Here is a 24,616-nt window from a genome sequence, read left to right on the forward strand (position 1 = left end):
AATATAGTTTTAAGAGATAGAAGAGACTTAGCTAGAGATGGTATGGTTACAATAGTTGTTGCTATAAATAAGGAAACATACAGTATAGTATCAGGACCAGATATTATAACAAGAGGTTTTATATATGCAAGAGAATCTGAAGGTCTTATAAAGAAGATAAAAGACGTAGCAAAAGAAGAAATAGAAATTTGCTTAGAGAACAATATAATAGAATGGCAAGTATTAAAAAGTGGTGTGAGAAAGTCTGTAGAGCAACTACTTTATCATAAAACAAAAAGAAGACCAAGTGTATTTCCTATAATCATGGAGGTTTAAGAAAAGATATTAGTAAGGGTAAGGTAGAAAAAGGTTAAATAATTAAAGAAAGCTTAAATGATAACTTTATTTAAATCTGTAGATTAGTATCGAAATAAACCTAAATAAAATAATGGCAAAATTGAATAAGCCCTCATAGTATAGATTAAGAGTAAAAAAACTCTATAAACTAATTACAACAGGGGGAAGCAAGATGTTAGACAGATTTTTTGGTGAATGTGGATTCTTTGGTGGAGCTTGGTGGATAATAGTATTATTCTTCTTATTCTTAGCATTTCAAGATGTTTGGGCAGATATAGATATATGTGCTTGGATACCATTTTTAATATTATTATTAATAGTTTGTGCATCTGGAGATTTATTTGATGGATATGGATGCTAACACCTTAATTTTTTAATGAAATAATACAATAGAGGTAATATAGTATCATTAGTTACTATATTACCTCTATTTTAAATTTATTGAAAATATACTTTGAAATAATTTGAGAATGATAATATTTATTATATATTCTTATTTTATATAGAATTCTTAAAAAAATATATTTATATAATATAAAATTTTTATAAAAAAATACATAATTAACAAACTAAATAAGTATTTAAATAAATATAATTTAATATTGAAAAAATAGCAACTTAAATGTATAATATAGTCTTAAAGTGTAGCTAAGATATAAAATTACTACACTAAATAAATATAAATATACGGTTATCAAAATTAAATAATTTAGTGAGGTGTAGGTATGAAAATAGGATTCGATCATAAAAAATATCTAGAAGAGCAATCAAAGTATATATTAGAAAGAGTTAATAACTTTGATAAGCTTTACTTAGAGTTTGGTGGTAAACTAATTGGAGATTTACATGCAAAGAGAGTTTTACCAGGATTCGATGAAAATGCAAAAATAAAAGTTCTACAACACATAAAAGAAAAGGTAGAAGTTGTAATATGTGTTTATGCAGGTGATATCGAAAGAAATAAGATAAGAGGCGATTTTGGTATTACTTATGACATGGAAGTTTTAAGGCTAATAGATGATTTAAGAAGTTATGAATTAGATGTAAACAGCGTTGTAATAACAAGATACGAAGGACAACCTGCTACAACAGTTTTTATAAATAAATTAGAACGTAGAGGTATAAAGGTATACAAACATGCTCCAACTAAAGGTTACCCAACAGATGTTGATACTATAGTAAGTGATGAAGGATATGGAGCAAATCCATATATAGAAACTACTAAGCCTATAGTTGTTGTAACGGCTCCAGGGCCAAATAGTGGAAAATTAGGAACTTGTTTAAGCCAGTTATACCATGAGAATAAAAGAGGTAACGCTGTTGGATATTCAAAATTTGAAACATTCCCAGTGTGGAACGTACCTTTAAAGCATCCTTTAAATATAGCTTATGAAGCTGCAACTGTAGATTTAAAAGACTTAAATATGATAGATTCATTCCATCTTGAAAAATATGGAGAGATGGCAGTTAACTACAATAGAGATTTAGAATTATTCCCAGTTCTTAAAAAGATAATAGAAAAGATAACTGGAAAAGAGTCTATATACCAATCACCAACTGATATGGGTGTTAATAGAGTAGGATATGGTATTATAGATGATGAAGTTGTAGCTGAAGCATCAAGACAAGAAATAATAAGAAGATACTTTAAAACAGCTTGTGAATATAAAAAAGGACAAGTTGATAAAGGTGCTTATGAAAGAATAAAAATGATAATGGAAGAGCTTAACTTAAAGCCTGAAGATAGAACTGTAGTTATTCCAGCTAGAGATTACAGCAATAAGTTAAAAGAAACTGCTGACAAAAATGATGCATGTCCAGTAGTAGCTATAGAATTAACTGATGGAAGAATAATCACAGGTAAAGGGTCTGATTTAATGAACTCGACTGCAGCAGCAACTTTAAATGCTATAAAAACTTTAGCTAATATAGATGATGAATTACACTTAATATCTCCAGCTATATTAGAACCAATTGTAAATTTAAAAACTAAAACATTAGGAAGTAGAAATCCAGAGTTAAGTTGTGAAGAAATATTGACTGCGCTTAGTATATGTGCTGTTACAAATCCAACAGCTCAAGTTGTACTTGACAAATTACCTTTATTAAAAGGATCTCAAGCACACTCAACTACTATATTAAGTAAGAATGATGAGCAAACATTTAGAGAACTTGGAATAGATGTTACAAGTGATCCTGAATATCCATCACAAAATCTTTATTACGCTAATTAATAAAATAGAAAATATAAGACCATATTACCTACGGGGTATTATGGTCTTTCTTATTAAATAATAATCAAAAATAAATATAAATATACGGTTATCAAGAAATTAATTAACTTAGTTCCTTGGAATATCTATTTTAAATGTTTTTACTATATTTTGCAAGAGAAAATTAAAAAATGTTAAAAATAAGCTTATTTATTTTATGAAGGGATGATGCATATGGAAGAAATCCGAAAGATAATTCATATAGATATGGATGCTTTTTATGCATCTATAGAACAAAGAGACAATAAAAAACTTAAGGGTAAACCTGTAATAGTTGGAGGCGATCCTCATAGTAGAGGAGTGGTAGCAACATGTTCATATGAAGCTAGAAAGTATGGAATTCATTCTGCTATGCCCTCTAATGTTGCATATAAGAGATGCCCTTATGCACATTTTATATGGCCAAGATTTGACGTATATCATAAAGTATCAAAACAAATAAGAGATATTTTTTATAGATATACAGATTTAGTTGAACCATTATCTTTAGATGAAGCATACCTAGATGTTACTAACAATAAAAAAGGAATAAAATATGCAACTCAAGTTGCTAAAATGATAAAGAATGATATATTAAGAGAAACGGGATTAACATCATCAGCAGGAGTTTCATATAATAAATTTTTAGCTAAAATAGCATCAGACTATAATAAACCAAATGGATTGAAGGTAATAACTCCTGAAGAGAAGCAACAATTTTTAGATATGTTGCCTATAAATAAATTTCATGGAATAGGTAAGGTTACAGAACGAAAGCTTCGTAACTTAGGAGTAAATAATGGATATGATTTAAGGCAGTTAAGTATCGACAAGTTAGAAAGTATATTTAAAAATAGAGGATATATGTTTTATCAGTTAGCTAGAGGTATTGATGATAGGGAAGTTGAACCTTATAGAGAACGAAAATCGGTAGGAGCTGAAACTACATTAAATAATAATTTGGATATAGATGATGAAGAAGTTTTAGATATACTTAGTGAAATTTGTGAAGATGTATCTAATAGATTGCAATATTCAAATAAAGTTGGAAAAACAATAACTTTAAAAGTAAAATATGATGATTTTACGAAGATAACTAGAAGTATTAGCTTAGAACATCCTATTTATAAAGCAGCAGATATTAGAACTAGTGTGTATAACTTGGTTAAGAATCTTGAAAAGAACAAAGGTAAAATAAGGCTTTTAGGAGTTACAGTATCAAATTTATCTGAAACCGAAGAAGAGTTTAAAAACATAACTATATCTGAATATCTTGATAATATAAAAGAAACCACAAAGTAATAACTATTACTTTGTGGTTTTATTGAGTTAGTAAGTTTTCTAACTCTTCTTTATTTAATATTTTTATAAAATCTCTAGAGTAGTCAATTATACCTAAATCCTTCATATTTATAAGCTCTCTAGATAGTGATGGCCTAGGAATACCTAAGATTTCAGAGAGTTTTTGTTTGGTCATATCGAGTTTTATAAATACGCTTCCTTGTGATTTATACTCATTTAGTAAAAAATTACTGATTTTTTGACGTATACTAGTTAATGATAATGTTGTTATAGACTTATTAAGAGTAATTATTTTATTAGTTAAGTCATTTAAAAAGGAATTAAGAAAGTTAGTATTATCAGTACAAAATTTTATAAAATCGGCTTTATTTATAAATAAAATTTCACTTGATGTAGTTGATATGACTGTTGCTGGATATACATTTATATCAGAAAAAGCTATTACTTCCCCAAATAAATTTCCAGAGGTAAGAGAAGATAAGTGTAGTGCATTATTACTAGCTAACATTCGTTTGATATCAATAGTTCCAGAAATAATTAAACCAATTTTATTGCAAGGTTCATATTCTAATGCTATGATATCATTTTTATTAAAGTTAATTAATTGATAATTATATCCTTTAAATAATTCGAGTATTTCTTTTCTATCTTTATCTTTAAACATATATACACCCAACTTTCTATTTAAAAATCTATTTTTTATATTATAGATTAAAAATTATTAAAATATTATATCATAAAATTTAGAAATATATTATAAATAAGAGTAATATTGGACAATATAAAGATTAGATAGATAAACTTTAGTAAAAAAGTTATTGCAAAAATAGGGTACTAAATATACAATAATAGTATAAATGATATGGCGACATAGCCAAGTGGTAAGGCAGTGGACTGCAACTCCTTGATCTCCAGTTCGAATCTGGATGTCGCCTCCAGTAAAGTAGCTTTAATCTTATGATTAAAGCTTTTTTATATTGTAATAAAATTATATAAAAGGAGATTATATGAAAATCTTAATAGATGCAGATGGTTGCCCAGTAGTAGATATAACAGTTAATTTAGGTCGTAAATATAATATTAATACTATAATAATGTGTGATACATCTCATATAATTAATAAAGTAGGTGTAGATACAGTAGTATTATCAAAAGGCTCTGATTCGGTTGATTTTGCATTAGTTAATAAAGTTAGTAAAGGTGATATCGTTGTAACTCAGGACTATGGACTTGCAGCGATGGTTTTATCTAAAGGTGGCTATCCAATAAATCAAAATGGCATGATATATTCTAATGAAAATATAGACCAATTATTATTTACAAGACACTTGTCTAAAAAAATAAGAAATTCAGGGCAAAGAACAAAAGGTCCGAAAAAAAGAACTAAAGATGATGATATTAAATTTGAAAAAAATCTTATATCTCTAATTGAGAAGCTAATATATTAAAACAGATAGACTAAATTAAAGTATTGTATAATTTAAAATTTAATATTTAATATAGATTATATTGAAGGTATAAAACATAATAGATAGAAAAGAGGAAGTGAGATTATGTCAAATTCGACTACAGACTTAGGGAAAGAAAGTATAGGAAGGCTTCTACTAAAGTTAGCAACACCGTCAATAATAGCTCAATTAGTAAATGTTTTATATAATATAGTTGATAGAATATTTATAGGGCGAATGCAAAATGGTGATGTTGCAATGGCAGGGATTGGAGTAGCATTTCCAATAGTACTACTAGTGTCTGCATTTGCTGCATTTGTTGGAATGGGGGGAGCTCCACTTGCAGCAATAAAGATGGGAGAAAAAGATAATAATGAAGCAGAAAAAATAATGACTAATAGTTTCTCTGTATTATTGATTATAGCAGGTATATTAACTGTTATATTTATGATTTTTAAGGAACCTATATTATGGAAGTTTGGAGCTAGTGAAAGTACTATAAAATATGCTACGGATTATTTAGGTATATATCTTATAGGAACTGTATTTGTGCAAATAGCACTAGGAATGAACCCATTTGTAAATACACAAGGATTTGCAAAAATAGGAATGATGACTGTTACTATAGGAGCAATAATAAATATAATTCTTGATCCTATACTTATATTTGGACTTAATATGGGAGTTAAAGGTGCTGCTGTTGCAACTATAGTAGCTCAAGCTGTATCAGCCATATGGGTATTAAGATTTTTAACAGGTAAAAAAACAATACTTAAGCTAAGAAAAAAATATTTGAAAATAGATATAAAAACTATGAAACCAGTTTTTGCATTAGGAATAGCTCCTTTTATAATGCAAAGTACTGAAAGTTTAGTTTTAGTTTCCTTAAATAGTCAACTACAAAAATATGGTGGAGATTTAGCTATAGGAGCTATGACTATAATGAGTAGTATAATGCAAATAATATTACTTCCAGCTAATGGATTAACTCAAGGTGCACAGCCAATAATTAGTTATAATTATGGGGCAAAAAATATAGATAGAGTAAAAAAGACATTTAAATATACAGTACTTGCAACTTTATCATATACATTTTTTATGTGTTTAATATTGATGATAGCACCTGAAATGGTAGTAAAGATATTTAATAATGATCCATCATTACTAGAAATAACGTCATGGTCAATAAAAATTTATTTTGCAGGAATTTTTATTTTTGGAATACAAGCGGCATGTCAAAGTACCTTCTTGGCACTAGGTCAAGCAAAAATATCTTTATTTTTAGCATTACTTAGAAAAATAATATTATTAGTACCACTAATATTTATATTACCTATTATAATGGAAGAGAAATTATTTGCAGTACTTTTAGCTGAACCAGTTGCAGATGTTACAGCAGTATTAATTACGTCTATATGCTTTACAGTATTTTATAAGAAAACACTAAATGTAATGGATAAAAATGAAAATAAATTTGTTGAAAATGAAAAACCAAGTATAAATTAGGTTAATGAAAAAACTCTTATGGATATATAATATACATAAGAGTTTTTTACGTATAGGAAAATTATGATGTGAAATTTTTGTTGGAGATATGAGTGTTTTTATAACGCATAGCGGAATATCAGTGAATTTTTATAAGGAGAAGGAAATGAAATATAAAAATATTGTTAAAGGAAAATTTTTAGAAAGACCAAATAGATTTATATCTTATTGCGAAATAGATAATAATATAGAAAAAGTACATGTTAAAAACACTGGAAAATGTAAAGAGTTATTAATACCTAATTGCGTAGTGTATCTAGAAGAAAGTGATAATCCAAATAGAAAGACAAAGTACTCTTTAATATCTGTTCAAAAGAATGACAGATTGATTAATATGGATTCGCAAGTACCAAATAAAGTTGTATATGAAGGGTTAATAAATAATAAGATAGTATTGCCAGGACTTGATGAGGAAATTATACATATAAAACCAGAAAAAACATATGAAAATTCTAGATTTGATATATACCTAGAAACGGAGAATAAGAAAGTTTTTATAGAAGTAAAGGGTGTTACTCTAGAAGAAAATGATATAGTTATGTTTCCTGATGCAAAAACTGAAAGAGGCGTAAAACATATTAATGAGTTAATTAAAGCTTCAAAAGATGGATATTTATCATATATAATTTTTGTAGTGCAAATGAGTGATGTTAAATATTTTACACCTAATGATAAAATGCACAAAGAGTTAGGGGATGCACTTAGAAATGCTAAAAGTAATGGTGTTAACATATTAGCATATGATTGTAATGTAACTAGTGATACTATAGAAATTAAAGATGAAGTTAAAGTGATATTATAATTGAAAATATTTTGATAAAGGTTAAAAAATATAAAATAATAATGGTATAATATTCATAAAAGAATTAATAAGAAAGGACTAATAAATTATGACGAATAATTTAACTATGCAAGAATTATTAGAACAGCAAGAACAAGAATTTAATCAAGTTAAAGCTGGTCAAACTATAACAGGTAAAATATCTAAAATAACTAACGATGAAGTAGTTGTAGAATTAAACTACGGATTTGATGGAGTAATAAAAAATGAAGAATTAAACTTACCTAAAGGAAAATATGCTAGTGATGTATATAAAGTAGGGGATGAACTAACTGCTGTTATAACTAGAGTTTACCAAAAAGATGGAATAATAAACTTATCAAAATTACAATTAGATGAAAAAGCTGATTACTCAGATTTAGAAAAAGCTTTTAATGAGCATAGAATATTAACTGTTCAAGTAGAAAAAGCTATAGAAAGAGGAGTTTTTGCTAAGCACAACACACAAACTTTATTCATACCTATATCTCAATTAGATACTAAATTTGTTGAGAAGACAGATGATTACGTAGGTAAAAATTTAGAAGTATACATAAAAGAATTAGATGCAAAGAAAAATAGAATAGTTGCAACACATAGAGAAGTATTACAAGAACGTTTAGATAAAGAAAGAGAAGAAAGAAGAGCTAGAATAAAAGCTGAAAAAGAGGCTGAAAGAGCTAGAATAAAAGCTGAAAAGGAAGCTCATATAGCAAAGGTAAAGGCAGAAAAAGAAGAATTATTTAATTCTTTAGAAGTTGGTCAAAAAAGAGAAGGTAAGGTTACAAAATTAATGCCTTATGGAGCTTTTGTTGATATCGGAGGTATAGAAGGATTACTTCACTTAAATAACTTATCTTGGGAAAAAGTAGAATCTGTAGAAGATATGTTATCAGAAGGACAAGAAGTTCAAGTTTATGTACTTGATATAGATAAAGAAAATAAAAAGTTTGCATTGGCTTTAAAAGATATAAACAATGATCCTTGGGAACTAATAAAGCAAGATGTTCAGTTAGACGATATAGTAAGTGGAGAAGTTGTTAGAATAATAGAAAAAGGTGCAATAGTTAAAATAAGAGAAGGTGTAGATGCATTCTTACCTATATCTGAATTAAGGGAAGAAAGAGTTATAAAAGTTAGCAGTGTAGTTAATATAGGTGATACAGTTAATGCTATGGTAATAGAGTTTAAGCCTAAGAATAGAAGAATGGTTTTATCTATAAAAGAAGCTAATAGAGAACCAGAAGAAGATTATTCTGAATACTTAGAAACAGAAGATTCTTTAGGTAGTTTAGGAGAATTATTTAAAGACAAGTTTAAAAATTTACAAAAATAATATAATAAGTACAAGGTATATTTAATATATATCTTGTACTTAATTTATAGAGAAAGGACAGTTATATGAAAGCTTTAATTGATTTACACACGCATACACTTGTTAGTGGGCATGCATATAGTACTATTAAAGAGAATGTAAAAGCTGCAAAGTTAGCGGGTCTTAAATATATTGGTTTATCTGAACATGCTCCTAATATGCCAGCATCTCCTCATGCTTATTATTTTCAAAATGTTCATGTTATACCTAAGGAAATTGACGGAGTAAGAGTTATTCAAGGAATTGAAGCAAATATATTAGATTATGATGGCAATATAGATGTAACGCCTGATATGGTAGTTCATATGAATTATATGTTAGTTAGTTTACATCCACCTTGTATTACAGCAGGAACTAAAGAAGAAAATACAAATGCTGTAATCAAGGCTATGGACCATGAAAAAGTTAAAATAGTAGCTCATTTAGATGATAGTAGATACCCAGTGGACTATGAAAAGGTAGTAAAAGCAGCTAAAGAAAAAAATATTGCTTTTGAAGTTAATAATTCATCTTTAAAGCCAAATACTTTTAGAGAAGGTGCTTGGGATAATGTTAAAGTACTACTTAAATATTGTAAAGAGTATGGGGTTAATATAATAATGGGTAGTGACGCTCATATATGTTATGATGTAGGTAACTTTGAATATGCAGAAAAAATAATAGAAGATAATGATTTTCCTAAGGAATTAGTTATAAATTATGATGAAAATAAAATATTAGAATTTTTAAATATAAAATAAAAAATAATTTATATATGATGATAAAAAATCTCCATTATTACAGTGATTAAAAGATAATCAAATGTAATGATGGAGATTTTTTTATAATTATATTAACAAAATAATATAATGTATTTTAAGATAAGTAAATTTTGTTATATTAAAGTATTTAACCAAAATGATTGATATAGAGAGATTTATTTCTGTTAATAATGTAGGAGAAGCAAGAGGTTTAAAATTTAGATATAGGTTTATATAAAAATTCTATTAGTTTATGTGAAGTGAAATTTTCTAATTATTGCTATAATATTTATTAAATTACCATTAAAAGAATTGACTTTTAATGATATAATTATAGTTTATAAGACAAAATAATGGATATATACAATAAAAGTATAAAATAAGCAGGTGATATAATGGAAAATAAATTTTTACCAATATGCAAGCAAGATATGATAGATAGAGGATGGGAGCAACTTGATTTTGTACTAGTTACAGGAGATGCATATGTTGACCATCACAGTTTTGGAACTGCAATAATATCTAGAGTATTAGAAAATGCTGGATATAAAGTAGGTATAATAGCGCAACCTGATTGGAAAACTACAGACGATTTTATGAAGTTAGGAAGACCAAGACTTGGATTCTTAGTTAACTCAGGAAATATGGACTCTATGGTAAATCATTACTCAGTAAGTAAAAAACATAGAGATAAAGATATGTATTCGCCAGGCGGAAAAATGGGATGTAGACCGGATAGAGCTGTTATAGTTTACTGTAATAAAATAAGAGAAGCATATAAAGATGCAAATATAGTAATAGGTGGTATTGAAGCAAGTTTAAGAAGATTTGCTCATTATGATTATTGGAGTGATAGAGTTAGAAAATCTATATTAATAGATAGTGGAGCAGACTTACTAGTTTACGGAATGAGTGAAAAACAAATAGTAGAAGTTGCAAATGCACTAAATGATGGATTTGAACCTAAATATATAAGACATATAAATGGAACTTGCTATGTTGCAGATACTAAAGAAGAAATATATGATGATTATGTAGAAATACCATCATATAAAGAAATATGTGAAAGCAAAGAAGCTTATGCAAAAGCTTTTAAAATTCAATATGATGAACAAGATCCATATAGAGGAAAAGCTATAATACAAAAACATGGTGATAAGTATTTAGTTCAAAATAAACCAGAGGTACCATTAAATAGAGAAGAGTTAGATGCTGTTTATGCATTACCATATGCTAAGGATTATCATCCTATATATAAAGCTATGGGAGGAATACCTGCTATAGAAGAAGTTAAATTTGGTATAGTAAGTTCTAGAGGATGCTTTGGTAGTTGCTCATTCTGTGCAATAACATTCCATCAAGGTAGAGCTGTACAAAGTAGAAGTCATGAATCTATACTAGAAGAAGCTAAATATATAACAGAACTTCCAGACTTTAAAGGATATATACATGATGTTGGTGGTCCTACTGCAAACTTTAGACATGAGGCTTGTAAAAAGCAAATAACAAAGGGAGCTTGTAAGCACAGACAATGTCTTCATCCAGAACCATGTAAAAACTTAAAAGTTGACCATACTGACTTCGTAGAACTTCTTAGGAAAGTAAGAAGTTTACCTAAAGTTAAAAAGGTATTCGTGCGTTCAGGAATAAGATATGACTATGTTATGGCAGATAAAGACAATAAGTTCATGAGAGAATTAATTGAACACCATGTTAGTGGTCAGCTAAAAGTTGCACCAGAACATATTGCAGAAGAAGTTTTACAATATATGCAAAAACCAGCAGGAAACACATATGATAGATTCAGACAAAAGTTCTTTGATATTACTGAAAAAGTCGGTAAAAAGCAATATATTATACCTTACTTAATGTCTTCTCATCCAGGTTCTACACTTAACAGTGCAATAGAACTTGCTGAATATTTAAGAGACATAAAATATCAACCAGAACAAGTTCAAGATTTTTACCCAACACCAGGTACATTATCTACTACAATGTTCTATACAGGGCTTGATCCATTAACTATGAAGCCTGTATACGTGCCAAAATCAAAGCATGAAAAGGCAATGCAAAGAGCATTATTACAATATAGTGCTCCGAGAAACTATGAATTAGTTCATCAAGCATTAGTTGAAGCAGGTAGAGAAGATTTAATAGGTATGGCTCCAAGATGTTTAATAAAGCCAAGAGAAGCAAGAGGTTATTTAAACAGAGCTAATTCGAATAAAAAAGGAAACAAAAAGACTGATAATAAAAACCATAAACAAAGAAACAACTCAAAAGGTGGTTCTTCAAAAGGTAAAAATACTAATGAAAGAAACTCTAAAAATACGAGTAAACCGAAAAGAAAAAGAAGATAATATAAAGAATAAAAGGATATGAGAAAACCTCATATCCTTTTATTGTATAGCTTGCTTTTATTGACAATTTTCGCGTTTCACAGTATACTAAAATTTGTGTTAAATTTAAAAAAATGTAGAAATATACATCTAAAATAGAGAGGTATAAGAATGAAAAATAAAAACAAATTTTCAATAAGAACTATAGTTGCAATCGGAATTGGAGCAGCTGTATTCATGATACTAGGAAGATTTGGATCTATACCGAGTGGGATACCTAATACTAATATAGAAACAGCGTATGCATATTTAGCATTAATGGCAATATTATATGGTCCTGCAGCAGGATTTTTGATAGGACTTATAGGACATGGACTTAAGGATTTAGTATTTTATGGAATGCCATGGTTCAGTTGGGTAATATCATCAGCAATAGTAGGTCTTATTATCGGATTAGTATGGAAAAAAGTAAGAGTAAATGATGGAGACTTCGGAATTAAACAGGCAATTTTATTTAATATCACTCAAATTATAGCAAATGTAGTTGCTTGGTTTATTGTAGCACCTACTTTAGATATAGTAATATATATGGATCCTGCTAAAAAGGTTTATCTTCAAGGTGCTATAGGCGGTATTTCTAATATGATTACAATAGGAATATTAGGTACTTTATTATTATCAACTTACTCTAAAACTAAGATAAAAACTGGTAGCTTAAGAGTAGAAGAATAGGAAGAAAGGAGAAATCATGAAAAAAAAGATTATAGAATTTAAAGATTTTAGCTTTCAATATAGAGTACAAGCTGAGCCTACAGTAAAGAATATAAACTTAAGTATATATGAAGGTGAAAAAGTGCTTATAGTAGGTCCGTCTGGATCAGGAAAAAGTACTTTAGCTCATTGTATAAATGGACTTGTACCATTTTTCTATGATGGAATTGTAACGGGGCAGTTAAATATAAATGGTAATGATGCTACAAAAATGAACATATTTGAATTATCTAAGATAGTGGGAACAGTTCTTCAAGATCCAGATAGTCAATTTATAGGTCTTACAGTTGGAGAAGATATAGCATTTAAATTAGAAAACTACTGTATAAGTCAGGATGAAATGATAGATAGAGTAGATAAGTCAGCAGAATTGGTAGATATAAAGAAGGAACTATATTCATCACCATATAAATTATCTGGAGGTCAGAAACAAAGAGTAACTTTAGCAGGGGTTACTGTAGATGACGTAAAGATACTTTTATTTGATGAACCTTTAGCTAGTTTAGATCCAGCTACAGGTGAAAGTGCTATAGAGTTAATAGACAAGATGCAAAAGCAAAATAACAAAACGGCAATCATTATAGAACATAGATTAGAAGATGTACTACATTGTGATGTAGATAGAGTAATAGTAATGGATAAAGGAGAAATAATAGCTGATACAACTATAGATGAAATAATACGTAAGGACATTTTAAGAAAAGTGGGTATTAGAGAGCCTTTATATTTAACAGCTTTAAGATATGCTGATTGTGAAATAAATGATACATTAAAATTAAAGAATATAGAAACTCTAGAACTTGGGGAGTATAAAGAAAAATTAAAAGACTGGTATGAAAATATAGAAGTCTATGAAAGTGATGAAAATCAAAATCCAATATTAGAATTAGATAATATTTGCTTTTCATATAATAACGAAAAGCAAATATTAAAAAATGTATCCTTCAAAATAAATAAAGGGGATATGGCAGCTATAGTAGGAAGAAATGGTGCGGGAAAATCTACTATATCTAAGTTAGTTTGTGGATTTTATAAACCTACTAGTGGGAGAATATTGTTTGATGGAAAAGATATGGTAGATTATACTATAAAAGAGCGTTCAGAAAAAATTGGATTTGTTATGCAAAATCCTAACCAAATGATATCTAAAACTATGGTATATGATGAAGTTGCATTTGGTCTTAAGATAAGAGGTTTATCTGATTCTGAAATAAAGGAAAGAGTAGAAGAAACATTAAGAATATGTGGTTTATACGGATATAGAAATTGGCCGATATCAGCACTTAGTTTTGGTCAAAAGAAAAGAGTAACAATAGCTTCTATATTAGTTTTAAATCCAGATATGATAATACTTGATGAGCCTACAGCCGGACAAGATTTTAAGCACTATACTGAAATAATGGAGTTTTTAGTAGATTTAAACAAAAAAGGTGTGACTATATTAATGGTTACTCATGATATGCATTTGATGCTAGAATACACAAATAAGGTGATAGTTTTATCTGAAGGAGAAAAAATAGCAGATAATATTCCAGCGTATATACTAACGAATAAAGAGATTATAGAAAAAGCTAATTTAAAAGAAACTTCACTTCATCAATTAGCTTTAAAATGTGATATAGAAGATACAACTAAGTTTGTAAATAAATTTATAGATTATGATAGGAGAGTGAGATAAATATGAATACAGAAATGTTGTCATATATAAAGAAAGACTCGCCTATTCATAAGTTAACAGGTGCTACAAAGTTAATATGTTTTTTACTTTGGACAATAGCAGCTATGATAACATATGATACAAGAGTTTTAATAGGACTATTTATAGCAGGAATAATAGTCTTTAAAATATCTAAAATAAAGTTTGAAGATGTATCTTTTATACTTTATTTTATATTATTTTTCTTATTATTAAATGCATTATTGATATTTGTGTTCTCGCCATATCAAGGAGTAGAGATATATGGAAGTAGAACAGACTTATTTCATTTGATAGGTCCTTATACAGTTACAAAAGAGCAATTATTTTATGAGCTAAATGTAATATTAAAATACTTTGCAACAATACCGATGGCGCTTTTATTTATACTTACAACAGACCCTAGTGAGTTTGCAGCATCTTTAAATAAGATAGGTGTAAGTTATAAAGTAGCATATACAGTATCAATTGCACTTAGATATATACCAGATGTTCAAAGAGATTATAAAGATATATCATTTGCTCAACAAGCAAGAGGTATAGATTTATCAAGTAAAGAAAAATTATCAAAGAGAATAAAAAATTCTGCTGCAATACTTATGCCGCTAATATTTTCTAGTTTAGAAAGAATAGATAAAATTAGTTTAGCAATGGAGCTTAGAGCTTTTGGAAACAATAAAAAGCGTACTTGGTATAATAGTAGAAAATTTGGGAAAATAGATTATATATTTATAGTTATACTGCTAATAATAGTAGCTATATCTATAGCAATGGTTAAAGTAAATGGATCAAGATTTTATAATCCATTTATATAGATAATAAAAGAATGAGGTTTAATGCCTCATTCTTTTTTACGTATAAGGAAATGATATCATAAGTATATTTGAGGATAACCTATGAATATAAGTAATATCAATAACTTTATAAACGTAAAAAATGACATTTTTGAGCAACGGATGTATCCGTAGCGGTAGCAAGGATATATCGTTGGCGAAATGAGTGAAGCGAATTTTTTATTTATATATTTTAAGGAGATATATTAATAGATTATGCAATTATAGAAAATAATATAGTAGTATCACTTGAATATAAATATTATGAATTAATAAAATTTTATGATGAATATAAAAAATATATTTTCGGATTTTAAGGAAAGGAATAAGACAAAGTGTTAATATAATTATAAGGAGATAGATTTAAAATATAATAATAGAAAAATGATTTAACTCTAATACTGTGAAAATAAGTAAATGAAGTACAATTTAAGAGAAAAAAGAAATTTATATAGGTATAAAATATATAAATTTAGATTTTTAATTTTCTATATAGATAGACATAGATAAAATAAAAATACTATGAAAAGGAGTACATATATTATGATAAAACAAAGAATAGAGAATATAAGAGATTTAATGAAAGAAAAAAATATATATGCATATATAGTTCCATCATCAGATTATCATCAAAGTGAATATGTAGGTGATTATTTTAAGTCTAGAGAATTTATGTCAGGTTTTACAGGGTCAGCAGGGACTTTAATAATATCTATGGACGAAGCTGGGCTTTGGACTGATGGAAGATATTTTATACAAGCAGAACAGGAGTTAAAAGATAGTGGTATAAAGCTATTTAAAATGGGAGAAGAGGGCGTACCTACTATAGAAGAATATTTATTAGAAAAATTACCTAAAAACTCTACTCTTGGATTTGATGGAAGAGTAATGTCTGTAAAAGAAGGACAAAGCCTTGCAAATAAATTAGCTTTCAAAGGTATAAATATAGAATATAAATATGACCTAGTTAATGATATATGGGAAGATAGATGCTCACTACCTACAGAAAAAGCATTTTTATTAGGTACTGAGTATAGCGGTGAAAGTTTTAGTGATAAGTTATCTAGAATAAGAGCGGTAATGAAAGAGAAAAAAGCTACTACTCATATTTTAGCATCTTTAGATGATATAGCATGGCTATTTAATATAAGAGGTAGAGATGTAAAATCAAATCCTGTAGTATTATCATATGCAGTTATAAGTATTGATAGTGTTTATTTATTTATTGATAAAAATAAGATAGGTGAAGATATTAGAGCAGAATTAAGTAAAGAAAATGTTCAGATAAAAGGATATGAAGAAGTATATGAGTTTATAAAGAATATAGATGAGAATGAAGTTGTTTTAATAGATACATCAAAAGTAAATTATGCAATATACAATAATATACCATCTAATGTTCAAAAAATAGAAGAAAGAAATCCATCTATATTATTTAAATCAATAAAAAATGAAATAGAATTAAAAAATATAAGAAATAGTCATATAAAAGATGGAGTAGCATTTACTAAGTTTATGTACTGGTTAAAAAATAATATAGGAAAAATAGAAATAACAGAAATTAGTGCAACACAAAAATTAGAAGAGTTTAGAAGAGAACAAGATAAATTTATAGAGCCAAGTTTTTCAACTATAGCAGCGTATAAAGATCATGCAGCTATGATGCATTATAGTGCTACAGAAGAAAGTAATTATAAATTAGAGCCAAGAGATTTATTCTTAGTAGATTCAGGCGGGCAATATTTTGATGGAACAACTGATATAACAAGGACTATAGCATTAGGACCTATACCTGAAAATGTTAGAAAAGACTTTACAAATGTTGTGAGAGGTATGATTAGACTTTCAAAAGCTAAATTCTTATATGGATGTAGAGGTTATAATTTAGATATTCTTGCTAGAGGGCCATTATGGGAAGAAGGAGTAGATTATAAATGTGGTACAGGTCACGGAATCGGATTTGTGTTAAATGTACATGAAGGTCCTAATGGATTTAGATGGAAGGTAAGAGAAGATATAGATGATAGTTGTATATTAGAGGAAGGTATGGTTACAACTAATGAACCAGGCGTATATGTAGAAAATTCTCATGGAATTAGGATAGAAAATGAAATAGTAGTTAGAAAAGCTGAGAAAAATGAATATGGTCAATTTATGGACTTTGAAGTAATTACATTTGCACCAATTGATTTAGATGCTATAGATGAAAGTCTTATATTAAAAGATGAAAAAGTTTATTTAAATAATTACCATAAACAAGTATATGATAAGATTTCACCATACCTAAATGAAGAAGAGAAGCAGTGGTTAAAGACTTATACAAGAGAGATATAAAAAATACTTTATATGAAACTAAGTATTTTATAATGATTTAAATTATAGCTATTTATAAAAAGTCCTTATTTAAAAATTTAAATAGAGGACTTTTTATATTTAAAATAGAACGGATTATAAATAAGATTAATAATTAAGATGATAGTAAGAGGGTTAGAGTATGTCAAAAGTAAAGACTAATGCAATGAGAATATTAGATTCTAATAAAATAGATTATAAGATATTATCTTATGAAACAAAAAAAGGTGAACATATTGATGGTGTAGAAGTTGCACATCAAATAGGAAGAGATGTGAGTGAAGTATATAAAACTTTAGTAGCTCAAGGTTCTAGTAAAAATATTTATGTTTATGTTATACCTGTAAATGAAAATCTAGATTTAAAAAAAGCTGCTAAAGTAGCTAATGAGAAAAATGTAGCAATGATTAATGTGAATGATATAAATAAATTTACTGGATACATAAGAGGTGGATGTTCCCCTATAGGCATGAAAAAGATATATAAGACTTTTGTAAATGAAAGTGCGATAGATCTTAGTACTCTTATAGTTAGTGCGGGGAAGATTGGATATCAAGTTGAGTTAGCACCTACTGATTTACAGGAGCTAATAAATTGTGAATTTAAAGATATAGTTAAATAAAAGTTAAAAGAGTTGTTTAGCTAAAAATAAATGCACATTATTTAAAATAAAAAAGAAGTTTATTTTAGAAGCATATAGATTTATAGAAATAAATTCTGTAATAAAATCATATAATTAAGAATTTTATAAAAATGTGTATAATATTTCTGATAAAGTTAAATAATAACATTAGAAATGTTTTACTCCCACAAACATTATATATTTCTTATCAACTTAAAATACATACTAAATAAGTACGTGTTTTAAAATATAAAAAACTCTAGTGATTGCTAGAGTTTTTTATATTTTATTTAACTTTTTATGCTTTTTAATTTTTTTATTTTATTTAAAGTATGATTTCTATAAAGTGTAGATATAAATATTACACCTAAGGCTAGCGCGCAAGCATTAGATATAGTAGTAAAACCATAAGCTAAAGCCTGTATATAATCTTTTTTTAAGAAAGAATATAAAGTATTATAAACTCCATAACCAGGAACTAAAGGTATTAAACAGCAAACACTTAATATTGTAGAAGGTGTTTTATATAAACGAGCACAAGTCTCACAATATATACTAAAGCCGATAGATGCTATAAAAAGAGATGAAGTTTCTGCAATACCAATTTGCATACAGAATTTATATAAAAACCATCCAATAGCTCCACCGCCACCAGCAATTATTAAGTATTTTCCTTTTATGTTAAATAATATTCCAAAAGAATATGCAACAAAAAATGCTGCAATTACTTCAATTATCATATTAAAAACCTCCTAATCTTAAATAAATATGGAGGATAGAACCAGTTCCAATAGCTGCGGATAGACCTACAAAAAATGCTTCAGCAGCTCTAGTGAGACCAGACACTAGTTGACCCTCTAATAAATCTCTAATAGAATTTGTAAGTGCAAGGCCTGGAACTAATAGCATTATACTTCCAGCTATTAACTTATCTAAATCTTTGATTATCCCAAAATGCAGACATACTATGGAAGAAATAGCTACAAGGCCACCACAAATTATGTTTATAAAAAAATCATTTAAGTTAGATTTTTCTAGGTTTGTAGATACTAACTTAGTGAAAACTCCTATGAAAAATGCGCATAAAAACTCTCTAATCCCACCATTAAATAGTATTGTAAATGTGGAAGTAGAAACTCCAGCGAAAAATAAATTTTTGATTAAAGAGTAAGAATTAGATCTGCAAATATCTTTTAATTTCTCTTCGCAAACATCAATACTAGGTCTATGTTGATATATTTCTCTAGATAAAGAATTTATATTATGTACCATATTTAAGTCTATTCCCCTAGAATTTATTCTTTTTACGATAGAATGAATTTCTCCATTAAATGATATAGAAATCATAACCGCAGTTGGGGAAGCAAATACCTCAACTTCATCAACATCAAAAGATTGGCATATTCTAGATACAGTTTCTTCAACTCGATAAGTTTCTCCACCGCTTTGTAACATTAACTTTCCGGCATCTGAAGAAAACTTAAGTAATTTATTAATATTCATAAAAAACCTCCATTTAAATGATAGCAATGGTATTATAACATTATATGTAACTTTAATATACTAGTTTCTAGAAGATTAAAAAATTAATTTATTTAAATGTATAATAGCTAAAATAATATTAATGGTATATAATTTAAATCAACAATGCAAAAAAAGGAGAGATTATATGATATTTGATGCTCATTGTGATATATGGACTCATGTAGCTAGAAAAAGGCTAGAGGGAGAACGAGATATTATGAGGAATTATCACTTAAATAAATTTAAAGAGTCAGATATAAATGGAGGTATATTTGTTGTTTGGGTAGATCCACCTTATGATAAAAATCCTAAATATAGAACTACACAAATATTAAGTAAAATAAAAGAAGAAATAAAGGATTGCGATGATATAGTGCATATAGTTAAGAAAAGTGAAGATTTTGATATAGCTAAGAAAAGTAATAAAATAGCTATATTAATAGGTATGGAAGGTTTACAGGCGATAGATGATAATATAGATGATGTAGAAAAACTATATTCGTTTGGTGTTAGACATGCAAGTCTTACTTGGAATGAGGAAAATAAATTAGCAACAGGAGCAAAGGGAAATATTGATAGAGGTTTAACTGAAGATGGAGCTAAGCTTATAAAAAAAATGGAAGAACTAGGTATGATATTGGACGTATCTCATACCAATGAAAAAACTTTTTGGGATATATGTAAAGTAGCAACAAAACCATTTATAGCATCACACTCAAATTGTAGAAGTCTTTGTGATGTTCCTAGAAATCTTACAGATGATCAGTTAAGGGAAATTGCTATACGAAATGGTGTAGTAGGAGTAAATTCATATGAAGAGTTTGTAAGCTCAGATTTAGAAAAACGAACAGTAGAACATTTAGTAGATCATATAGATCATATGGTAGAGGTAATGGGAATTGATCATATAGGTTTAGGATTTGACTTTGCTGAATATTTAAATGCAGATACATTAAAGCATTATGCAAATACCTATACGTATGGAGTTAGAGGCCTTGAAGATACTACAAAAGCTAAAAATATAATAAGCGTATTGGAAAAGAGAGGTTATTCTAAAGAAGACATAGAGAAAATATGTTATAAAAATTTCTACAGAGTTATAAAAGAAATAATAAAATAAATTAAATGAAAAAATCACTTAATATACATTATTAGGTGATTTTTTCATTTAATTTATTTATATTGTTAAGAAAAAGAGGATTATAAGAAATATAGTTATTTCTTGGGAAATGAAAATGTAAAATGTCGAGGGATATATTATTAGAATATATTATGAAGAGTGGTTTTTATTTTATGTAAATAGGAAATTTAATACAAAATGAATTGAAACTAATAAGTGAATAATAGACTTGAAAGATGTAAAAATTAAGCAAGAATAAAATGTGAGATGGATTGTACAACATCTAATGAGTCATATTATTTTACCTAAATGCAAAAATTAGACTATTATATGAAAGGAGTTTGTCATGGATAATAAAAATAGAAAAGAAATGATTGAAAAAGTAAAGCTATTAAGTCCATTTGAAATAAAAGAAGAATTAATACATATAGCAAAAAAATCACAAGAGAAAAGTACAGATCAGATGCTTAATGCAGGTAGAGGAAATCCTAACTGGACAGCGGCAACTCCAAGAAGAGCATTTTTTACATTAGGTCAATTTGCTGTAGATGAAACACAAAGAGTCTGGTGTGATGGGGATTTAGCAGGAATGCCATTTAAAAAAGGTATATATAATAGATTTAAAGAATACTGTAAAAATAATAAAGATGCTGGTGGTATTGATCTACTAGAAGAAGTAATAGAATACGGCATAAGAGAACATGGATTTGAGCCAGATGCCTGGGTATTTGAATTAGTTGATGCAATAATAGGAGATAACTACCCAGTACCAGATAGAATGCTAGTCCATATAGAGAAAATAGTAAGAGAATATTTAATAAAAGAAATGGGTGGAGACCCTGAAACAGACACTCATGATATATTTGCAGTAGAAGGTGGCACTGCAGCTATGTGTTATATATTTGATTCTATGAAAGCTAATGGTTTAATGAATGAAGGTGATAAGATAGCACTTATGGTACCTATATTTACACCGTACTTAGATATACCAAAGCTTCCTAGATACAACTTTGATGTAACATATATATATGCATCAGAGATGAATGATAAAGGACGTCATACATGGCAATATCCTAAAGAAGAACTTGATAAATTAAAGGATCAAAGTATAAAATGTCTTTGTGTAGTTAATCCAAGTAACCCACCATCAGTAGCTATAAATGAAGAAGGAATGTATTATTTAAAACAAATAGTTAAAGGGCATAATCCTGATTTAATGATAGTAACTGATGATGTTTATGGGACTTTTTGCGATAAGTTTAAATCTTTAATGGTTACAATGCCATACAATACATTAGGCGTATACTCATATTCTAAATATTTTGGAGCTACAGGATGGAGACTTGGTGTAATAGCTTTAGCTAAAGATAATGTATATAATAAACGTATAGCAAATCACTCTTCTCAAGAAAAAGAAAGAATAAGAATAAGATATGCTTCATTAACTAATGAAGTAGAAAAACTTTCATTTATAGATAGAATAGTCGCAGATAGTAGGCAAGTTGCGTTAAATCATACAGCAGGATTATCAACACCGCAACAAGTTCAAATGGCTATATTCTCTATATTTGGTATGTTAAATCAAGGCTTAAAATATAAAGAGCAAACTAAAAAAATATGTAAGCAACGTAAAGAATTACTATATGAAAACTTAATAGGATTACCTCTTAAAAATGATTCATATAGCACTAATTACTATGATGAATATGACTTATTAGTATGGGCTAGAATGAAATATGGCGAAGAGTTTGCACAATATTTAAAAACAAAAAGAGATTCTATAGAATTTCTATTCGAGTTAGCAGAAAAACATAGAATAGTACTATTAAATGGTAGTGGGTTTGAAGGGCCATCTTGGTCTATACGCGTATCTCTTGCAAATTTATATGATGAGCAATATGTTGAAATTGGTAAAGGAATAAATGAATTATTTGATGAGTATGCAAAAGATTGGAAGAATTCTAAGAAATAAATAAAAATAAGGATTTCAAATAATGAAATCCTTATTTTTATTTATTTTAAATATGTTCCATTTTCATTTTGATATATTAAATCTTTTTTCATAAGAACTCCTAAAGCTCTTTTGAAATTTTTCTTACTAGTATTAAATACAGTAACTAACTCTTCAGGAGTAGATTTATCATTAAATCTCATATGTCCATCAGCACCTTCTAAATAGTTCATTATAGATTTCTCTAATATATCTAATTCTTCTTTTCTGCTTTGTCTAGGTGATAATCCAAGCTTATCATCTTCATAAATATTTATAACGTTTAAAGTTAATTTATCTCCTATATTTAATTCAGTGAAATATTCATTATGAAGTATAACACCAGCATATTTATTATCAACACATACCATAGCTGAGTTATTAGTTTGGAATCCATATACTATACCTTCTACACTATCACCAATATTATAGTTATGATCTGTAGTTAGATATTGATCTATATCAGTGGTAGCTGCAAGTCTTCCTGTTTTGTCTAAGTATATATAGAATAAATATCTATGTCCTTTTTCTAAATCGTAAGTCTTAGCTTTAAAAGGAACTAGGATATCTTTTTGTAATCCAATATCTATAAAGCTTCCTATTTTAGTATGAGCAACTACCTTTAAGTAAGCAACTTCATTTACTTTAGCTTTTGGAGGTATTAAAGTTGCAGCTTTTCTGCCTTCAGAGTCTATATATATAAATGCATTAACTGTATCTCCAACATTAACTTCATTTTTTCCGATTAATCTTTTATGAAGAAGTATATCGTCTTTTGAGTTATTAGTTTTTCCATCTAAAAAATAACCGAAATCAGTAGATCTTTTAACTTCAAGCTTATTAAAATCTCCTATTTTTATCAAATTTGTTCATCTCCTTATGCATTAGTATTTTGTGATTATAATTTATATATAATATCATAAAAAAAAGATATATTATAGGCTAAAACGTAATTTTAATATTAAGAAATAAAAATATTATTAATATTTGTTAGAATGATAAAAATAAACAATAACTATACTGAAATTTATACATGTTAATCACAGCTACTGGTGCTAGGAAATAAAGTAGCCATTAAATAAGATATGGAATTAGAAAATTACGATAACTTTATAAAATTGGTTATCATAAATAGAGAAATTTTAGTTATAGGGGGATTGTATATTGATATTAGATAAATAAGTAGCAAGTAAATTAAAAGAAGAAAATTATAAAATGGTATCATATAAAAAATTGTATCTAGTAAATCGGAAATTTTTTATTTAAATATATTAAATATATAAGTTTCCCCTTAATTTATGAGTAAGTTAAGATATATTGTAAATTATATAAATAGGAATATTAAAAGTTAAGGTTTTGTTTAAAACTAAATATCAAATAATTAAATTTTATAAATTAAAAGATAAGTTAGCGATACTAAACTTTATAAATATTAATATAAACACAGATATAGATATTTATATTAAAAACATTGAAATTTAAGGATTATTTATACTGAAATAAAAAATAAAAATAATATTGACAATTAGAAAAGGACATGGTATATTAACT

At 27.5% G+C, this 24,616-nt stretch carries 20 protein-coding genes, 1 tRNA gene and 1 pseudogene; 18 read left to right on the forward strand and 4 right to left on the reverse strand.

Translation table 11 applies throughout. The features are described 5' to 3' along the window. The 4 genes and pseudogenes from Q5F54_RS02425 to dinB all read left to right on the forward strand — a co-directional run. Positions 1-315 (forward strand): annotated as a pseudogene (locus Q5F54_RS02425) (ribonuclease J); the annotation flags it as partial. Positions 316-508: 193 nt separating this feature from the next. Further along, positions 509-697, forward strand: a complete 189-nt coding sequence (locus tag Q5F54_RS02430) for a hypothetical protein (RefSeq protein WP_071119309.1) — start codon at positions 509-511, stop codon at positions 695-697. A 364-nt stretch (positions 698-1,061) separates the two neighbouring features. Next, positions 1,062-2,570 (forward strand): DUF1846 domain-containing protein, encoded by a 1,509-nt coding sequence (locus Q5F54_RS02435; RefSeq protein ID WP_302333937.1) that lies wholly within the window; start codon positions 1,062-1,064, stop codon positions 2,568-2,570. Positions 2,571-2,783: 213 nt separating this feature from the next. Next, positions 2,784-3,890 (forward strand): DNA polymerase IV, encoded by a 1,107-nt coding sequence (gene dinB / locus Q5F54_RS02440; RefSeq protein WP_288525643.1) that lies wholly within the window; start codon positions 2,784-2,786, stop codon positions 3,888-3,890. A gap of 19 nt (positions 3,891-3,909) precedes the next feature. Here the strand turns inward: dinB and Q5F54_RS02445 are convergent, their stop codons facing one another. Next, positions 3,910-4,554, reverse strand: coding sequence for a Crp/Fnr family transcriptional regulator (locus tag Q5F54_RS02445; protein WP_302333938.1), 645 nt, complete (start codon positions 4,552-4,554; stop codon positions 3,910-3,912). A gap of 200 nt (positions 4,555-4,754) precedes the next feature. Between Q5F54_RS02445 and Q5F54_RS02450 the strand changes: the two genes are divergently transcribed. The 12 genes from Q5F54_RS02450 (at position 4,755) to ybaK (ending at position 18,431) form a co-directional block, all read left to right on the forward strand. Then, positions 4,755-4,828: transfer RNA gene (locus Q5F54_RS02450), tRNA-Cys, on the forward strand. A 69-nt stretch (positions 4,829-4,897) separates the two neighbouring features. Next, positions 4,898-5,338, forward strand: coding sequence for a YaiI/YqxD family protein (locus Q5F54_RS02455; RefSeq protein ID WP_277230026.1), 441 nt, complete (start codon positions 4,898-4,900; stop codon positions 5,336-5,338). A 105-nt stretch (positions 5,339-5,443) separates the two neighbouring features. After that, a complete protein-coding gene (locus Q5F54_RS02460) occupies positions 5,444-6,844 on the forward strand; it encodes an MATE family efflux transporter (RefSeq protein ID WP_302333939.1) in 1,401 nt (466 codons plus the stop codon). Between the two features lie 145 nt (positions 6,845-6,989). Beyond that, complete coding sequence (gene sfsA, locus Q5F54_RS02465; RefSeq protein ID WP_277230031.1) at positions 6,990-7,685, forward strand: DNA/RNA nuclease SfsA; 696 nt, start codon at positions 6,990-6,992, stop codon at positions 7,683-7,685. Between the two features lie 88 nt (positions 7,686-7,773). Further along, positions 7,774-9,039 carry a 30S ribosomal protein S1 gene (locus Q5F54_RS02470; protein ID WP_302333940.1) on the forward strand — a complete coding sequence of 422 codons (1,266 nt, stop codon included), beginning with the start codon at positions 7,774-7,776 and terminating at the stop codon, positions 9,037-9,039. 65 nt (positions 9,040-9,104) lie between these two features. Then, positions 9,105-9,818: a phosphatase gene (locus Q5F54_RS02475; RefSeq protein WP_288247930.1), complete on the forward strand. Its 714-nt coding sequence runs from the start codon at positions 9,105-9,107 to the stop codon at positions 9,816-9,818. 395 nt (positions 9,819-10,213) lie between these two features. Then, positions 10,214-12,178 carry a YgiQ family radical SAM protein gene (locus tag Q5F54_RS02480; protein WP_288525649.1) on the forward strand — a complete coding sequence of 655 codons (1,965 nt, stop codon included), beginning with the start codon at positions 10,214-10,216 and terminating at the stop codon, positions 12,176-12,178. 150 nt (positions 12,179-12,328) lie between these two features. Then, the gene (locus Q5F54_RS02485; protein WP_281537963.1) at positions 12,329-12,889 is read left to right on the forward strand and encodes an ECF-type riboflavin transporter substrate-binding protein; all 561 of its coding nucleotides are present in this window, start codon (positions 12,329-12,331) and stop codon (positions 12,887-12,889) included. A 16-nt stretch (positions 12,890-12,905) separates the two neighbouring features. Continuing rightward, complete coding sequence (locus tag Q5F54_RS02490; protein ID WP_281537962.1) at positions 12,906-14,606, forward strand: ABC transporter ATP-binding protein; 1,701 nt, start codon at positions 12,906-12,908, stop codon at positions 14,604-14,606. A gap of 2 nt (positions 14,607-14,608) precedes the next feature. Further along, positions 14,609-15,439, forward strand: coding sequence for an energy-coupling factor transporter transmembrane protein EcfT (locus Q5F54_RS02495; protein WP_288247934.1), 831 nt, complete (start codon positions 14,609-14,611; stop codon positions 15,437-15,439). Between the two features lie 561 nt (positions 15,440-16,000). Next, positions 16,001-17,791 carry an aminopeptidase P family protein gene (locus tag Q5F54_RS02500; RefSeq protein ID WP_330644351.1) on the forward strand — a complete coding sequence of 597 codons (1,791 nt, stop codon included), beginning with the start codon at positions 16,001-16,003 and terminating at the stop codon, positions 17,789-17,791. Positions 17,792-17,951: 160 nt separating this feature from the next. After that, entirely contained in the window at positions 17,952-18,431 is a 480-nt protein-coding gene (gene ybaK, locus Q5F54_RS02505) for a Cys-tRNA(Pro) deacylase (RefSeq protein ID WP_288525654.1), read from the forward strand. A gap of 290 nt (positions 18,432-18,721) precedes the next feature. Here ybaK and Q5F54_RS02510 read toward each other — a convergent pair whose 3' ends face one another. Both Q5F54_RS02510 and Q5F54_RS02515 read right to left on the reverse strand, forming a co-directional pair. Beyond that, positions 18,722-19,171 carry a threonine/serine exporter family protein gene (locus tag Q5F54_RS02510; protein ID WP_071119323.1) on the reverse strand — a complete coding sequence of 150 codons (450 nt, stop codon included), beginning with the start codon at positions 19,169-19,171 and terminating at the stop codon, positions 18,722-18,724. 1 nt (position 19,172) lies between these two features. Beyond that, positions 19,173-19,934 carry a threonine/serine exporter ThrE family protein gene (locus Q5F54_RS02515; RefSeq protein ID WP_281538332.1) on the reverse strand — a complete coding sequence of 254 codons (762 nt, stop codon included), beginning with the start codon at positions 19,932-19,934 and terminating at the stop codon, positions 19,173-19,175. Positions 19,935-20,100: 166 nt separating this feature from the next. On the opposite strand from Q5F54_RS02515, the gene Q5F54_RS02520 reads away from it, so the two are divergent. Both Q5F54_RS02520 and aspD read left to right on the forward strand, forming a co-directional pair. Further along, positions 20,101-21,075, forward strand: a complete 975-nt coding sequence (locus tag Q5F54_RS02520) for a dipeptidase (RefSeq protein WP_288525656.1) — start codon at positions 20,101-20,103, stop codon at positions 21,073-21,075. Between the two features lie 346 nt (positions 21,076-21,421). Beyond that, on the forward strand, positions 21,422-23,047 hold the full coding sequence (gene aspD / locus Q5F54_RS02525) for an aspartate 4-decarboxylase (protein ID WP_302333941.1): 1,626 nt from the start codon (positions 21,422-21,424) through the stop codon (positions 23,045-23,047). Positions 23,048-23,088: 41 nt separating this feature from the next. On the opposite strand, the gene Q5F54_RS02530 is transcribed toward aspD, so the two are convergent. Further along, a complete protein-coding gene (locus Q5F54_RS02530; RefSeq protein ID WP_281538328.1) occupies positions 23,089-23,928 on the reverse strand; it encodes a S1 RNA-binding domain-containing protein in 840 nt (279 codons plus the stop codon). Positions 23,929-24,616 lie beyond the last annotated feature (688 nt).

The organism is uncultured Romboutsia sp. (assembly GCF_958366745.1).
GTDB classification, from domain to species: Bacteria; Bacillota; Clostridia; order Peptostreptococcales; family Peptostreptococcaceae; genus Romboutsia; species Romboutsia timonensis.